This is a genomic window from Pseudarthrobacter sp. Pseusp20, from assembly GCF_059492155.1.
This window is the reverse complement of record NZ_CP168521.1, coordinates 1,193,121-1,207,981: the sequence shown is the minus strand read 5'-3', so window position 1 is coordinate 1,207,981 and position 14,861 is coordinate 1,193,121. Positions and strand designations below refer to the sequence as shown.

General features: G+C 64.2%; 14 protein-coding genes. 6 read left to right on the top strand and 8 right to left on the bottom strand.

Going from position 1 to position 14,861, the window contains the following annotated elements; all coding sequences use genetic code 11:
- Nucleotides 1-1,710 carry an HNH endonuclease signature motif containing protein gene (locus ACEN9K_RS05730; RefSeq protein WP_495635334.1) on the top strand — a complete coding sequence of 570 codons (1,710 nt, stop codon included), beginning with the start codon at nucleotides 1-3 and terminating at the stop codon, nucleotides 1,708-1,710.
- Nucleotides 1,711-1,944: 234 nt separating this feature from the next.
- Nucleotides 1,945-2,763 carry a YqjF family protein gene (locus ACEN9K_RS05725; RefSeq protein WP_018769624.1) on the top strand — a complete coding sequence of 273 codons (819 nt, stop codon included), beginning with the start codon at nucleotides 1,945-1,947 and terminating at the stop codon, nucleotides 2,761-2,763.
- A 27-nt stretch (nucleotides 2,764-2,790) separates the two neighbouring features.
- On the opposite strand, the gene ACEN9K_RS05720 is transcribed toward ACEN9K_RS05725, so the two are convergent.
- Together ACEN9K_RS05720 and ACEN9K_RS05715 are read right to left on the bottom strand one after the other, a co-directional pair.
- Nucleotides 2,791-3,111 (bottom strand): hypothetical protein, encoded by a 321-nt coding sequence (locus ACEN9K_RS05720; protein WP_018769623.1) that lies wholly within the window; start codon nucleotides 3,109-3,111, stop codon nucleotides 2,791-2,793.
- A 46-nt stretch (nucleotides 3,112-3,157) separates the two neighbouring features.
- Nucleotides 3,158-5,611 (bottom strand): Tex family protein, encoded by a 2,454-nt coding sequence (locus ACEN9K_RS05715; protein WP_495635681.1) that lies wholly within the window; start codon nucleotides 5,609-5,611, stop codon nucleotides 3,158-3,160.
- A 137-nt stretch (nucleotides 5,612-5,748) separates the two neighbouring features.
- Here ACEN9K_RS05715 and ACEN9K_RS05710 point away from each other — a divergent pair, with 137 nt between their 5' ends.
- The gene (locus ACEN9K_RS05710; RefSeq protein WP_018769621.1) at nucleotides 5,749-6,066 is read left to right on the top strand and encodes a hypothetical protein; all 318 of its coding nucleotides are present in this window, start codon (nucleotides 5,749-5,751) and stop codon (nucleotides 6,064-6,066) included.
- Between the two features lie 233 nt (nucleotides 6,067-6,299).
- Here the strand turns inward: ACEN9K_RS05710 and ACEN9K_RS05705 are convergent, their stop codons facing one another.
- The 4 genes from ACEN9K_RS05705 to ACEN9K_RS05690 form a co-directional block, all read right to left on the bottom strand.
- Nucleotides 6,300-7,370 carry an alkene reductase gene (locus ACEN9K_RS05705; protein ID WP_134165609.1) on the bottom strand — a complete coding sequence of 357 codons (1,071 nt, stop codon included), beginning with the start codon at nucleotides 7,368-7,370 and terminating at the stop codon, nucleotides 6,300-6,302.
- Between the two features lie 120 nt (nucleotides 7,371-7,490).
- Nucleotides 7,491-8,402 (bottom strand): hypothetical protein, encoded by a 912-nt coding sequence (locus ACEN9K_RS05700; RefSeq protein WP_495635333.1) that lies wholly within the window; start codon nucleotides 8,400-8,402, stop codon nucleotides 7,491-7,493.
- Between the two features lie 17 nt (nucleotides 8,403-8,419).
- Nucleotides 8,420-8,950, bottom strand: a complete 531-nt coding sequence (locus ACEN9K_RS05695; protein ID WP_495635332.1) for a DUF6318 family protein — start codon at nucleotides 8,948-8,950, stop codon at nucleotides 8,420-8,422.
- A gap of 342 nt (nucleotides 8,951-9,292) precedes the next feature.
- Nucleotides 9,293-11,020: a purine-cytosine permease family protein gene (locus ACEN9K_RS05690; RefSeq protein WP_495635331.1), complete on the bottom strand. Its 1,728-nt coding sequence runs from the start codon at nucleotides 11,018-11,020 to the stop codon at nucleotides 9,293-9,295.
- A gap of 184 nt (nucleotides 11,021-11,204) precedes the next feature.
- Here ACEN9K_RS05690 and ACEN9K_RS05685 point away from each other — a divergent pair, with 184 nt between their 5' ends.
- Together ACEN9K_RS05685 and ACEN9K_RS05680 are read left to right on the top strand one after the other, a co-directional pair.
- On the top strand, nucleotides 11,205-11,639 hold the full coding sequence (locus ACEN9K_RS05685; RefSeq protein ID WP_026265824.1) for a pyridoxamine 5'-phosphate oxidase family protein: 435 nt from the start codon (nucleotides 11,205-11,207) through the stop codon (nucleotides 11,637-11,639).
- A 19-nt stretch (nucleotides 11,640-11,658) separates the two neighbouring features.
- Nucleotides 11,659-12,102, top strand: coding sequence for a very short patch repair endonuclease (locus tag ACEN9K_RS05680; protein WP_223993948.1), 444 nt, complete (start codon nucleotides 11,659-11,661; stop codon nucleotides 12,100-12,102).
- 129 nt (nucleotides 12,103-12,231) lie between these two features.
- Here ACEN9K_RS05680 and ACEN9K_RS05675 read toward each other — a convergent pair whose 3' ends face one another.
- Entirely contained in the window at nucleotides 12,232-13,473 is a 1,242-nt protein-coding gene (locus tag ACEN9K_RS05675; protein WP_495635330.1) for a glycosyl hydrolase, read from the bottom strand.
- 228 nt (nucleotides 13,474-13,701) lie between these two features.
- Here ACEN9K_RS05675 and ACEN9K_RS05670 point away from each other — a divergent pair, with 228 nt between their 5' ends.
- Nucleotides 13,702-14,112 (top strand): Hpt domain-containing protein, encoded by a 411-nt coding sequence (locus ACEN9K_RS05670; protein ID WP_018769614.1) that lies wholly within the window; start codon nucleotides 13,702-13,704, stop codon nucleotides 14,110-14,112.
- Here the strand turns inward: ACEN9K_RS05670 and ACEN9K_RS05665 are convergent.
- Entirely contained in the window at nucleotides 14,085-14,849 is a 765-nt protein-coding gene (locus ACEN9K_RS05665) for a response regulator transcription factor (RefSeq protein ID WP_026265822.1), read from the bottom strand. The two genes, ACEN9K_RS05670 and ACEN9K_RS05665, sit on opposite strands and share 28 nt — an antisense overlap.
- Nucleotides 14,850-14,861 lie beyond the last annotated feature (12 nt).

Genomic DNA, 14,861 nt, shown 5'->3' with positions numbered 1-14,861 from the left:
ATGGAGGCCATTGGGGAGCAGCTGGATGAGTCGTTCGGCGGGTTGTTCGGCGGGAACGCTGACGACGCCGGCAGCCGGCGGACGAGTCCGGCCCGCCTTCGCGCCGTCCCCGGCGGGGAGGGATCCGGCCCTGACATCCTCGGGGCACTTGCCGAAGAACTCGCCACCGCCGCCCTGGCCGCCCCGGGCGTGCTGGCCACCGCCACCTACATCGAGGCCGCCGATTACGCCGCCCGGGTCGAGAACCTTGCCCGCACCGTGGAGTATCTGCAACTCATCTCAGCCCTGACTGTGGACCGGACCCGCACCCAAGCCATCACCCAGGCCGCGGCCAGGACCACAGCAGCCCGCAGACCCCTGGCCCCGCCCTCCCCTGCCGATGACGGCTGCCGCAACACCGCAGAGTTCCTCCGCCTCAGGCTCCGCATCCCCATCCGCGAAGCACGCCGCCGCCTCACCCTCGCCCAGCACACCCTGCCCCGCACCAGCCTCACCGGCCAACCACTCCCACCAACCCGGCCCCACCTCGCCACCGCCCTAACCCCCCACCCCGCCACTGACGGGACCACCACGCAACCGCCCACCGGGAGCCTCCAGGCACCGGCCGTGTCCTCCCACGCCGCGACCCTCATCAACGCCACCCTGGACCGGCTCCAACACCACACCACCCCCCACACCCTGTACCGGATCGAAAAGCACCTCACCACCGCAGCCACCACCACCGACCCCGACTTCCTCACCCGCCTGGCCCAACGCTGGACCGACACCATCGACGCCGACGGCACCGAACCCACCGAAGAAGCCCTCCGCCACACCCAAGGCGCCTTCATCCGCAAACCACGCCACGGCCTGCACCACCTCGAAATCTTCGCCACCACCGACCAATACGAACACCTCCTCACCGTCATGAACACCGCCACCAACCCCCGCACCACCACCCCAAACACCAGCACCGGCACCGGCACCGAACACCACGGACGAACAGCCGAAACAGCAGCCGTGCCCGACCTGCCTGCCCAGCCGGCCCCGCCCGACCTGCCGGACCTGGACCGGCGCACCCGCGCCCAAAAACAACTCGACGGCATCATCACCGCCACCAAAACCGCACTCGCCACCAACACCCTGCCCACCACCGGCGGCAACAAACCCCAAATCATCGCCACCATCCACTACCGGGACCTCTTCCCCACCCACACCACAGCAACAGCGACAGGAGAACGGCCTGGAATACCCGCACCACCAGGGACACAGACAGGCACAGGGACAGGGAAAGGGGCTTTCGCGTTCACCGGCCCCGTCGCCGCCACCACCCTGCGCAAAATCGCCTGCGACGCCGACATCATCCCCGCGCTCCTGGGCACCAACGGCGAAATCCTCGACCTCGGCCGCAAAACCCGCCTCTTCACCCCAGCCCAACGCACCGCCCTCACCACCCGAGACCAAGGCTGCGCCTTCCCCAACTGCACCATCCCCGCACCCTGGTGCGAAGCCCACCACATCACCTACTGGTCACACGGCGGACCCACCACCACCAACAACGGCGTCCTGCTCTGCAGTCACCACCACCACCTCATCCACAAAGAACAATGGACCATCACCACCACCAACCACACCCCAACCTTCATCCCCCCACCCCACCTCGACCCCACCCAAAAACCCCAACAAAACCACTACTTCAAACCCCCACCACCACCCCACCAATACGAATGAACCAGACGGCCTTGCCACTACGGTTGCCCAGAAGTCCCGGCCGGGACCCCCCCCTTGCCATCAGGCTCTTCCGGCCCGGCCCGGCCCTTCCTTCGACAACACCACCCGGGGACCGGCAGCCTCAGTTAGGCTTCAAGCATGACGGGCACATCAGTGCGAACGTTGCTGAATTTCTCTGCCTAGATCAGTCCAGCGAGCCTATTCAGCCGGGCCAATCGAAGGAGCACATGGGCCTTGACCGGAAACTTGGGTGCCCCGGCAGTGTGGCCGCGGCCACCGGAACTTCCTGCGCCGGTATTCTCCGACCAGCGGTGGCTCGACGCAGTCTTCCTCCACTGGCGCATCACGGAGGAAGAGGCAGCAACTTTCATGCCCGATGGCGTCCGGCCGGACGTGTTCGACGGCAGTTCGTGGGTGGGCCTGATCGGTTTCCGCATGGAACAGGCGGGACTTGGACGCGGGCCGGGCATTCCCTATCTGGGGAGCTTCAACGAGGTCAACGTTCGGCTGTATTCGCGGGAACCAAATGGGACCCGCGGCGTAGTGTTCCTGAGCCTGGATGCGAACCGGCTGCCCGTCGTTCTGGCAACGCGAGCGGTGGGAATTCCCTACGTGTGGTCCCGTATCCGGCAAAGGCCGCCTTTTCCCGGCAGTAGCGTCGTCCGGCGCCAGCATGGCCACAGCGAGGTCGAGGCCGCCGCGATCACTGATGAATTTCCTGTGGGCTACTCCGTGCGCCGGTTCGGCAGCGCGGCGGCACGCAGCGACTTCACGGTGGTTCCCAGACTCCGCGCCGCCGCCGGCGATCCCCTGTCAGTCTTTCTGACCGCCAGGTTCGGCATGCATGGGCACTTCTTCGGAAGGACGGCCTTCATACCGAACACGCACCAAGCGTGGCCACTGTTCGGAGCTAATGTCCACCAGCTCAGCGACGGACTCATCAAAGCTGCCGGCATCAGTGCGGGCGGGCCGCCCGAGTCTGTCCTCTACTCGCCTGGAGTCCGGACCAGATTCGGCAGGCCACGCCTGGTCTGCGCCAGCGCCACCGGCTAAACCTCACGATCCGGCTGATGCAAACCTTTAGACGTCCTGCCAGCCCTGGCCTTCGCTGAAAGTACTCACCAGCGTGCCCACCCCCGCCTGCAGGGAGTTCGACGGGTCGAAGTACAAGGATGCCTCCGAGGCGCGGCTGTGGGTGATCAGCTGCTCAGCCTCGAGCTTCGCCTCGGGCACGGTAGCTCCGATAATTGCCGTACGGGCCGGGAGCTCGGGCGTGTGCACCACGTCGGCGCCGGTCTGGGTCAGCGGAACCGTGGTGCCGGTGTTGATCTCGTCGTGCGGGAACTCGAACTCGGCATCACCGGGAGCGGCAGGAACTGTGTACTCCAGGAAATAGGTCATACTCCACCCTTGCAGAAAAGCCGCCACTGCCAAAAGCCCTGATGGACTACTTGCCCAGGCCGGCCTTCCTGAGCGCCTCCGCCATTGCCGTGTTGACGGGCTGGGCTACAGGAGTGGGACGGCCACCACCCACGGTCCTGCCTGACGGCTGCTTCCCTGGCTGTTGCCGGTCCGGACGTCCACTGCGCTCACCCTTGCCGCCGCCCACTCCCCGGCGGTTGTCGTTCCCGCCCGGTCTCCCTGCCCCGGGCTTCGCCGAGCCGCTCCGCCCGGAACCTGCACCGCCGCTGGCCGGTTCGTCGTCGAGCCTTAGGGTCAACGAAATCCGCTTCCGCTCAGGATCAGCTTCCAGGACCTTGACCCTGACCACCTGGCCGGACTTCACCACCTCGCGCGGATCGGACACAAAGCGGTTGGCCAGGGCGGAGACGTGGACCAGGCCGTCCTGGTGGACTCCGATGTCCACGAAGGCACCAAACGCCGCAACGTTGGTCACGGTTCCTTCGAGAATCATGCCCGGCAACAGATCAGCGATCTTCTCGATCCCCTCCGAGAAGGTGGCGGCGGCAAAGGCGGGCCGGGGGTCGCGCCCCGGTTTGTCCAGCTCAGCCAAGATGTCCCTGACCGTCGGCAGACCGAAGGTATCGTCAACGAACTTCTGTGGGTCCAGGGACGACGCCGGGGCCGCGCCGGCGGCCTTCAAAACCTTGCGCGCGACGGCGTATGCCTCCGGGTGCACGCTCGACGCGTCCAACGGCTCGGCTCCTCCGGAGATCCTCAGGAAGCCGGCACACTGTTCGAAGGCCTTCGCGCCCAGCCGCGGTACCTTCTTGAGGTCGGTGCGCTTGTTGAAGGGTCCGTGCTCGTTCCGGTAGGCCACAATGTTTTCGCTCAGCAAAGGACCGACGCCGGCCACCCGGCTCAGCAGCGCGGGCGAGGCGGTGTTGACGTCAACACCCACGGCGTTGACGCAGTCCTCCACGACGGCGTCCAGGCTGCGGTCCAGCTTCGACGCCGTCACGTCGTGCTGGTACTGGCCCACGCCGATGGATTTGGGGTCGATCTTCACGAGTTCGGCCAGCGGATCCTGCAGCCGCCGGGCAATGGAAACGGCGCCCCGGAGCGAAACGTCCATTCCCGGCAGTTCCGCGGCGGCGAGCGCGGAAGCAGAGTAGACGGACGCGCCAGCCTCGGACACCACGAGTTTCTGCGGTTTCCAGTCCACGTCCGGGAGGAGCTTGATCAGTTCGGCAGCCAATTTGTCCGTCTCGCGGGACGCCGTGCCGTTGCCGATGGCTACGAGTTCGACGGCGTGCTGCCGCGCCAACCGCACCAGGGTGGCCAGGGCGTCGTCCCACCTGCGTGCCGGGGCGTGCGGGTAGACCGTGTCTGTGGCCACCACCTTGCCGGTGCCGTCCACCACTGCGACCTTGACGCCCGTGCGCAGTCCGGGATCCAGCCCCAGCGTGGCGCGGTTTCCAGCAGGGGCGGCCAGCAGGACGTCGCGGAGGTTTGCTGCGAACACCCTGACCGCTTCGTCTTCCGCCGCCGCGAATAATCTTGCCCGGAGATCAGAGGTGAGGCGGGACAGCACGCGCGAGCGCCATGCCACCTGCGCGGTCTGCAGCAGCCAGGCGTCGGCGGGGCGGCCGCGGTCGGCGACCCCGAGGAACCTGGCCACGGCGGACTCGTAGCGGGCGCGGGCGGCGGTGAGGGCGGCCTCGTCCGATGGATCGGCTTCGGCGAGGTCCAGCTCAAGGATGCCGTCCTTCTCCCCGCGGAACAGCGCGAGGATCCGGTGGGACGGCATCCTGTCCGGCGCCTGGGCGAACTCAAAGTAGTCCGCAAATTTCTGGCCTTCTGCCTCTTTGCCCTTCTTGACGCGGGACACCATCCGGCCCTGGACCCACAGCCGGTCCCGCAAATTCGCTGCGAGGTCGGGATCCTGGGCCACCCTTTCCACCAGGATGGAGCGTGCACCTGCGAGCGCGGCGGCGGCGTCATCAACGGAATGCGCGCTGTTGAGGTACTTCGCGGCCTCGCGGTCGGGATCCAGGTCCGGCCGCTTCAAGAGTGTGTCCGCGAGCGGCTCCAGGCCTGCTTCCCGGGCGATCTGGGCCTTCGTCCGCCGCTTGGACTTGAACGGCAGGTAGATGTCCTCAAGCCGCGACTTGGTGTCCGCCGCCAAGATTGCCTTGCGCAGTTCCGGCGTCAGCTGGCCTTGCGCTTCGATCGCGTCGAGGACGGCACGACGGCGGTCCGCCAGCTCCCGGAGGTAGCGGAGCCGTTCGTCGAGGTCACGGAGTTGGGTGTCGTCCAGCGTCCCGGTGGCTTCCTTGCGGTACCGGGCGATGAACGGAACTGTCGAGCCGCCGTCGAGCAATTCAACTGCAGCCTTCACTTGCCAGGCCTTGACCCCCAGCTCAGCAGCGATCTGGGCAAAGAGTTGGTCCTCCCCTGATGCGCTGGGGCGGACGGAAGCGGCGGAAGGTCCTGGCATTTGGGTCACCAGAACATCTTGCCTTACCGGCCTGCGGGGCTCCACCGCCGCCGTACTCGCTGAGGCGCCATAGGGAGAAGCAGGTATTCCCCTGGGACGCGCAAAGTGCTGTAGTGGACTAGCCATCACTGGCACCCATGCTCGAGGAAGAGGCCACCATGCGGGAATTGCTGGTTGTGTTTCAGGACGGGTTCGACGAAGCGAACGTCACCGTGACCGTGAACGGGAAGGCTGTGCGCAGGGATGTGGGGATTTCCACGAATCCGCTTCTCGGCATCGCGTCAGAGGTCTCGGTAGAGCTGCCGGCCAAGGGTGCCCAGGTGGGCGTTGAGGTCACCAACCGTGGGCTGAAAGCCATCACCAAGGTCAGCGGCAGGCCCAAGAGTGTGCTGGTGTCCATCGAGGACGGGCGCTTGGTGATGAAGGAAGGGACCGGCCGGGAAGCCGTGCTCTAGCGCTTTTTCCTTGCGGCAAAACTGGCTCTGGTAAGAGTCCATTCGTTGGAGTAGCATCTGATCACCGCCGGCATCCGATGGAGTCCGGCGGGCCACTTAATTCTTCAGCCGTGAGGTCGTCGGATGACCTTCCGGTGTTGCTGCCCGGGACCAGCACCCCAGACAGCCAACGACGGCGGCACCCATGATGGGTGCCGCCGTCGTCGTTTTGTTCAGCTCGGCCGATCCGCCGCTCAGCCCTGGTAGGCCGGGTAATCCGTGTAGCCGGTGGCGCCTTCGGCGTAGAAGGTGGAGGCGTCGGGCTCGTTCAGCGGAAGGCTTTCCTTCCAGCGGCGGGCAAGGTCCGGGTTGGCGATCGCGGGGCGGCCCACCACCACGGCGTCCGCATGGCCCTCAGCCACCAGGCTCACGGCTTCTTCCCGGGTGGTGACCACGCCGAAGCCTGTGTTCACCAGGAAGGTGCCGCCGAAGCGTACGCGAAGATCCTGGACAAGTTCGCCGGCAGGTTCGTGGTGCAGGATGCTCAGGTAGGCGAGGTTGAGCGGCGCAATGCTGTCCACGAGGACTTCGTACGTAGCACGAACATCCGCGGCGTCGGTCTCGGCAATGCCCTGGACGTTGTGCTCCGGGGAAATGCGCAGGCCCACCCGGTTCGCGCCGAGGGCGGCAACCACTGCGTTGACCGTTTCGATCACAAAACGGGCGCGGTTCTCGGGTGATCCGCCGTAGCTGTCGGTCCGGATGTTGGAATTCGGCGCCAGGAACTCGTGCAGGAGGTAACCGTTGGCCGAGTGCAGTTCCACACCGTCGAACCCTGCCTCAATTGCGTTCAGGGAGGCGTTGACGATCTCCTGGATGACGACGGGGAGTTCGTCGGTGGTCAGTGCCTGCGGCACCGGGTAGGGCTTCTTGCCGGCCGGCGTCCGGACGTCGCCGTCAATCGCTACGGCACTGGGGGCGACGATGGGCAGACCGCCGGTGATGTCAGGGTGCGAAACCCGGCCGCCGTGCATGATCTGGGCGAACATGCGCCCGCCTTCGGCGTGGACGGCATCCGTAACCTTTTTCCACCCTGCAACCTGCTCCTGGGTGACGATGCCCGGCTGGCCGGGATAGGCCTGTCCTGCGGGAGTGGGGTAGGTGCCCTCGCTGACGATGAGGCCAAGGGACGCGCGCTGGCGGTAGTGCTCGACGACGAGCGGGCCCGGGATGCCTTCCTGACCGGCGCGGAGGCGGGTCAGGGGTGCCATCACCAGCCGGTTGGGAAGTTCAAGTTCGCCGAGGGTGAGTGGGGAAAACAGCATGCGCAGTTCCTTTCGAAGGCTGAAGACGTACTGCCTTTGCCAACTGTGGGGCGCGTGCAACTATTCCGGACTTTCGCTGGTGCGATGGGGATCACAGCCGGTTCTGCCCTGCTTTTGAACCTACCGTGGTGCTCCGGCACCCGGGCAGCCCTGCCCCTGGGGATTGGCGTTGCAGTCGTCGGCGTAGTTGCGGGTGAGCGAGCGCCAGACGCTGATCCCTTGCGGGGGCGCGCTGAACTGGCCCTGGCCGGGGATCGGAAGGGGTGGACCGGAGTTCACCGAATAGGTGCCTTGGAACGAGGTTGTCAGCACCACCTGGAAATCTCCGGTGGATGCGTAGGCGTGGCTGGTCCGGGTCTTCTCGCCCCACCTGTCCTGCGGCAAGGCGCCGCCCATCGACGGCTGGGGGCCGAAAACCGTGCCGTCCCCGTAGTTCCAGGTGTATTGGACGGGTATCGCCACCACGTGTACCTGTTGGCCGAACATGGTGATGTCGAACTGCTGTTCAATGGCTTCCGCGTAAAAGTTCGTCTCCGCGCCCCGGAGGGTATTGGGGCTGGGCTGCGCCACAACCTTCCCGGCGTTGACCGGCAGGTTCTGGAACTGGCGCTGGATATCGGCGGCGATCCGGGGCAGGAGGTCCTCGGGCTTCGGGTCGTAAAGGCAGGTGGGTCCTGAGTGATGCGCCCAAACCGCGCCGGGCACGCCCCGCGGCCGCGACAACCACACGACCGGAATGCCCTTGGCACCGTCCTCCCGGTCCTTGCAGTCGAGCTGGCGGGCAAGGCAAGGGGTGTCAAAGTCTCCTCCGCCGAGGTGGCATTGGAGCTCGTACTTGTACTCGTTGGGGTCGGAGACTCCAACGCTAGGTGATTCGAGTGATCCTTTCCCTGTGTCCGAATCAACAACCCAAGTGTCTACTCCAACGCCGTTGTCGACAAAGCCGGAATCAGTACCACTATCGGCGACGGCCGGTTCCAGGCCGATGAGCGCCAGGACTAGGACTAAAGCGACCCGTACAGGGCCCTTCACTAGGTGGTGGCTCCTCATCATCGAAGCGGGTGAAGCCCGTTGACACGCCAGGCAGAATCTTCAAAGCCAACGAGCAATACGTTGCCCGTATTCGAGGGCTTTGTCGCAGCTCTGAATTCTGCCCCTCCGCCCTCATAGTAGGTAATGGTGTCCTGGAGCACTTGGAGGATTACCTGGTAGTTGCCGTCTCCTGAACGCTCGAAAGTGGTGGTTGCGGCAGGAATGGTGATCTTACCCCCAGCCAGCCATCGGTCCCCCTGATAATTTGTTGTCAGGGAACTGGTAATGTTCGAGCAAAATTCGCAATTCGGCGAAGTTACAGCCTGTACAGACGAAATATCGCCCGTCTGGTACGCGAAGTTCAGGAGCTCAAACCAGTATCGTGTAAACGCCTCTAGTCCTTCCTTCGTTTCCGTCTTGGCTACTTCCGGCAGCACGGGAACCGGCACGTTTTGGGCGGGGCCGGACGCGTCGGCTGGCTTATAGACGGCGCTGGGTGTGGGGGTGGGAGTCGGCGTGGTGCTGGCTGTGGGCGTCTCGGCCGCCACAGGCGACGAAGTGCCGCCCGGCCCCGGAGAGCCCCCGGAATTGCAGCCGGACAGAGCCAGTGAAAGACCAATAACAAGGGCTGCTGCCCCGGACCGCACAGCGCGGGACGTAAAGAAGTTCTGTGATGTCATGGGCCGCTGTACCCCCAGTAAATTTCAAGACGGCTTGCTCCGGACAGTGAGTTAAGGGTAGCCCACGTCACAATTCGGCGACCGAACTTATCCACAGGCGGACCCGGTTCCGTTTCTACCATCCGGAATGCGACAGAAGAAGTCATAAAGGAAGCCGGCACACCACGTGCACCGGCTTCCTTTTTGTAATGACCGCCAGAACTAAAGCGCCTATTTTCCGGCTGGGAGCACCAACTCCCCTGTCTTGTCCGTCGACAAGGCGAGCGAAGAAACGTACTGGATACCGCCGTCGGGAGCGTCCTGCGCGGAACGCACCATGTCCGGCCGCTCGAATTCCAACCCCGTCACGTGGCACAGGAGCTTGGCGTCGCTCGGGTTCCCATCGGCGTCGAACATGGGCAGATCAATGCCGTCTTCGGTGCGGCGAAGATAAAACCTGCCGCGGGTCAGCACAGCGAGAACCGGCGGCAGGACCAGCGCCAGGCCAACCGCGAAAGTGGGCGAGTACGGCTGGATTGCGGCACCGAACGCACCAAAGAACACGGCAATGGAAATTCCTGCGGACACCAGCATGGACACGAATCCCACCGGGTTCACGGCGTACAGCATGCCGCGGCGGAACTCCGGCACCTTCGGCGAGATCTTCAGCAGGTACTTGTTGATGGCGATATCGGACGCCACCGTGACCACCCAGGCCATGGCGCAGTTGGCGTAGAAACCGAGGATGGTATTGAGGAAATCGAACATGTTCGCTTCCATCAGAACCAGCGCAAACAGCAGGTTCACCACGACGAACACCATCCGGCCCGGGTACGTCTTAGTGATGCGCGTGAACGAGTTGGTCCACGCCAGGGAGCCCGAATAAGCGTTCGTGACGTTGATCTTGATCTGCGAGATGACCACCAGCACCACGGCCAGCGTCATGGCCAGCCAGGCCGGCATCATCTCCTGGTAGACGCCCAGGAACTGGTGCACGGGCTCATTGGCCGTGGCAGAGGCGGCGGGGTCCAGTGTGGCGATCAGGTAGATGGCGATAAACAGTCCCACAATCTGCTTGATCGCCCCAAAGATCACCCAGCCCGGACCGGCAAGGATCACCGCGCGCCACCAGGCTCCCTTGTTGGCCTCGGTACGCGGCGGCATGAACCGGAGGTAGTCGATCTGCTCGGCGATCTGCGCCATCAGGGACAGGCACACTCCGGCTGCGAGCATCACGGACGCCAGGTTCGGTCCGCCATCGCCGGACGCACCCGTGTACGCGAAGAAGCTGTCGATGCTCTCCGGATGGGACATCAGCAGGTAGCCCACGGGAACCACCATCAGCAGCAGCCACAGCGGAGTGGTCCACACCTGAAGTTTGGCCAGGGTGTTCATCCCATAAATCACCAGCGGGATGATGATCACGGTGGAGGCGGCATACCCCAGCCACTGCGGGACGCCGAGCCCGAGCTCCAGGCCCTGCGCCATGATGGAGCCCTCCAGCGCAAAGAAGATGAAGGTGAAGGTCGCGAAAATAACGTTCGTGACCACCGATCCGTAGTAGCCAAAGCCGGAACCGCGGGTGATCAGGTCCAAGTCGATGTTGTACCGGGCCGCGTAGTAGGCCAAGGGGAATCCGGTGGCGAAGATGACGACGGCTGCCACCAGGATCCCCAGGATCGCGTTGACAGTGCCGTACGAGATCCCGATGTTCGCGCCGATCGAGAAGTCCGCCAGGTAGGCGATGCCGCCCAGCGCGCTCGTTGCCACCACCCCGGCACTCCACTTGCGGTAGGAGCGCGGCGCGAACCGCAGCGTGTAGTCCTCCAGGCTTTCCTTGGTGGCGTTCAGCGCCGCGGTGTTGCCTGCCGTCGGGGTTGCCGGGGAATGTCCGACGACGGCGGCAATGGATGGTGCCGCCGGTTCCAGTAATTGCGTTGTGTCTGTGTCGTTGCCCATTAGGTGCGTCGCTTTCGTTTGCGTTTAGCCATCACGGCCCTGCGTGCGACGCTATCCAGCAGGAAAGACAGCCCGGTCACAAGCCTGTTTCGGAAGTGTTAAGCCTTGACGGACCTGTCACAAACAGGCGGAGATGGGTACAAAGCCTCTGGCGCATTTCTACTGCGAGTAGAACAATGGCCGCATGATGTTTGAACACGCGGACGGCAATCCCGTCCTGGAACTCGATGACGAGCAGTCCTGGCGCCTGCTGGCGGCAACGCAGCACGGGCGGCTGGTGGTTTCTGTTGCGGGGGAACCGGACATTTTCCCGGTGAATTACGTGACCTCAAACCGGAAGGTCTACCTGCGCACGGCGCCGGGAAACAAACTCGCGCAACTGACCATCAACGCCCAGGTGCTGTTCGAGACCGACGGCATCCTCTCGCAGGAGGCCTGGTCGGTTGTCCTGAGGGGCACAGCGCGTGTGCTCAGCAATTCGGATGAGCTCGCAGCCATTGAGGAGCTTGGCCTGAAGACCTGGGTTCCAACACTCAAGGACTTCTACGTGGAGATCGAACCGAAGTCCGTCAGTGGCCGGCACTTCGTGTTCGGCGAACAGCCGGAACGGGAGATCTAACCGCTCCTAGACTGGAAGGATGGCGGACAGGTCCACTGCAGACAAGCTCACCCCCGAGCAGCGCAGCTGGAACATGTCCCGGATCCGCGGCAAGAACACCAAACCCGAGCTTCTCGTCCGCAGGTTGCTCCACGCCAAGGGCTATCGGTACCGCCTGCACGGCAGGTCCGGCGGCACCAAACTTCCGGGAAATCCGGATCTCGTCTTCGCCGCCCGGCACAAGGTGATCTTCGTCAACGGCTGCTTCTGGCATTTCCATGACTGCAGGGTGGGCCTGCACGCTCCGAAAACCAACGCCGAGTTCTGGGCCGCCAAACGCATCCGGACGCGAGAGCGCGACGAAGGTCAGCGCCGGCAGTTGGAAGACGCCGGCTGGGAAGTGCTGACAGTCTGGGAGTGCGAGCTGAAGGACCGTTCAGCCCTCGAAACCCAGTTGGTGAACTTCCTGGACGCCGGCGGCTGACGCAGGAATTCTTGAGGAAATCTTAAGCCGCTGCCAGCACTGTCCTTGATCCTGGCGAGGCAGGATGAACGGGTTGCCGCGATCAGGCAGCACGCCACTGACAGTTTCGGAGCGGCTATCCCCTATCCCCTAGCTTCTCCGGGCCAACAGGGCGGACTTGAAGGCGGATGCCGACGAGTCACTGCTGTTGATGCGCCAGTCCGTTTCCTTCTGCAGATGGAACCAGACGAAGCCCATCACGTCCGGCTGCGCGGCCAGATAAGACACCAGGTCCGTGTTCCAGGCGGCTTTGGAACCACCCAACTCACTGGACGCTGTCTCCGCGATCAGGACGGGTTTTCCGGGTGCCAGGGTGCGGAGCTGGGAGATGCCGGGGCCAAGGAGATCCATCGGGGAAACCCAGCTGCTCCAGGTTTGGGACGTGCCCCAGTTGTAGCCGTCCAGCGCCACGATGTCCACGTAACCTGCCCCCGGGTACAGGCCGGCCAGGTCGGTCGAGCCCCAGTAGGGCACGTTCGGGGACCAAACCCACTGGACATTGGCGGCACCCGTCGCGGCGACAACGTCGTGCACATGACGCCAGGCGGCCACATAGTCTCCGGGCTGGTTGCCGTTGACGCCCTCGGCCCACGGGTACCAGTTGCCGTTCATCTCGTGCGCAAAGCGCAGCATGACCGGCTTGCCCCAGGCCGCCAGCGACTGGCCCCACTGGGTGATATTTGCGTCGAAGTCACCGGCAGCCAACCGGTCAAGCGAATAGGCCGGCTGTTCCACCCCGCCGCCCCAGGCCCACGGCTCCCAGGTCACCAGGGGCGTGGCACCCCGCGAGCGCACCGCATCCATCTCGGTGATTGGCGGCGACTGCAGGAAATCCTTGTAGATCATGACCATCGAGGGACTTTCCCCTGCAAGGGTGGCCACCTCGTCAAGCTCGGTGCCGGCCAGCGCTCCCCCGGCGGTTGCCACTCCGAAGCGCAAGGGAGCCGTGCTGACTGTGGGCGGCTGCGGGGCGGGCGCTGGTGATGGAGCCGGGGCAGCCTGAACCACGAAAATCGCGGAAGCCTTGATGGACGAGGTCTTGGCAGTGATGGTGAGGTTTCCGGTTGACGCCGCTGGAATGGTTATCCCCGTACTGAAAGCACCCGTCGATGTGGTCTGGAACGCGAAGGTCGTGGAACCCACAATCACTGTCCCGGTAGTGGAGACCTTGAACCCTGTTCCGGTAACGGTCACCGCGGAACCGGCCGGACCGGAAGCCGGGTTGAGCGTAACTTGAGGTGAAGTGGCTGCGCTGGCCGGCTGGATTATGGACACGGCCAAACCAGCCACGATTAAGAGCGCGGCAAATAAGGTCCTGAGCGTTCGGAACACGGCAATCTATCCCCAGATTGAAGGCGGTTTTGGGCCGCTGTTGACGTCAATGCGGAAAGCACTGGCCTTGATCCTATGGGCAGCAAACCGCACTCCCATCAAGAAAACCACAATTCTTGCCGAGTCTTCTGCAAGGTAAAGGGAACGGTCCTAACCTGAAAAAAGACAAAGCACCTCCGCATTACCACCCTGTTTTCCGAGTCAGCAATTCCAGCAGAAAGGAGTGTCATGAGCACTTCAGATGATGCGCCCAGGCCGCTGGTAGACCAGTCCGTCCTGGACCGGCTGCGGGAAGAGCTTGAGGAGGAAGAAGGCTACAGCAGGGTCTTCGTGGGGAACTTCATCGAGTACCTGCCACAACGGCTGGCCCGTTTGCGGCTTGCCCTGACCACCGGAGACCTCGACGGATCGATGGATGCCGTCCTCAGCTTGAAGACCTCAAGCCAGATGGTTGGAGCCGAGCGGCTGGCGGGGCTTGCCCTGGAACTGGAGAACGAGATCCGGGCCGAGGCGCGACACGCTGACATGACGGTGGCATTGCCCAGGCTGGCAGCCGCGTACCTGCGGCCCATCACCCAGTGCAGCAGGCAAACCACGCACCGGCTGCAGGCTCAGTGCTGCCCGGGCGCCAAGCGATAACCCACTCCGCGGACTGTTTGCAGCCACCGCGGCTGCTGCGGCGAGTCGCCCAGCTTTTTGCGCAGGTTTCCCATGTGGACCTCGACGGAACGTTCGTCGGCCTCGCTGATGTAACTGCCGACGTCGTAATCCTCATCCCGAAGCCTGCGCACCAGGTCGGACTTGGTCCGGACCGTCCGGCCGGCTTCCAGGAGCGCGTACAGGAGTTCGAACTCCGTGCGGGTCAGGTTCATCTCTTTGCCGTCGACGGCCACCGTGCGGGACGCGTAGCTAAGCTCCAGCCCGTTGTGGCTGAAGTTTCCACGCTCGGGGTGGGCGGTTCCGTCTTGGGAAGCATCCACCGTTACCTCGCCGGGGTCGGGAACGGAGCGTGGCCGCCGCATCATGGCCGCGACGCGGGCGCGCAATTCGCGCGGCCGGAACGGTTTGGTGAGGTAGTCGTCCGCACCCGATTCGAGCCCGATCAGGGTGTCCAGTTCCTCGGTGCGGGCCGTGAGCATCACGATGTAGGCATCCGAAAACTCGCGGATCTGCCGCGACACCTCGAATCCGTCGATGTCCGGCAACCCCAGGTCCAGGGTGATGACGTCAGGATTCAGGCTCTTTGCCATCAGGACGCCCTCCGCGCCGCCGCTGGCGACCGAGACGTCGAATCCAGCCTGGGTCAGCACAGTGCGAACCAGTTCCCGAATGTCGTGGTCATCCTCGATGACCAGACCCACACGTGCCTCACTCATAGAGCCCCCTCA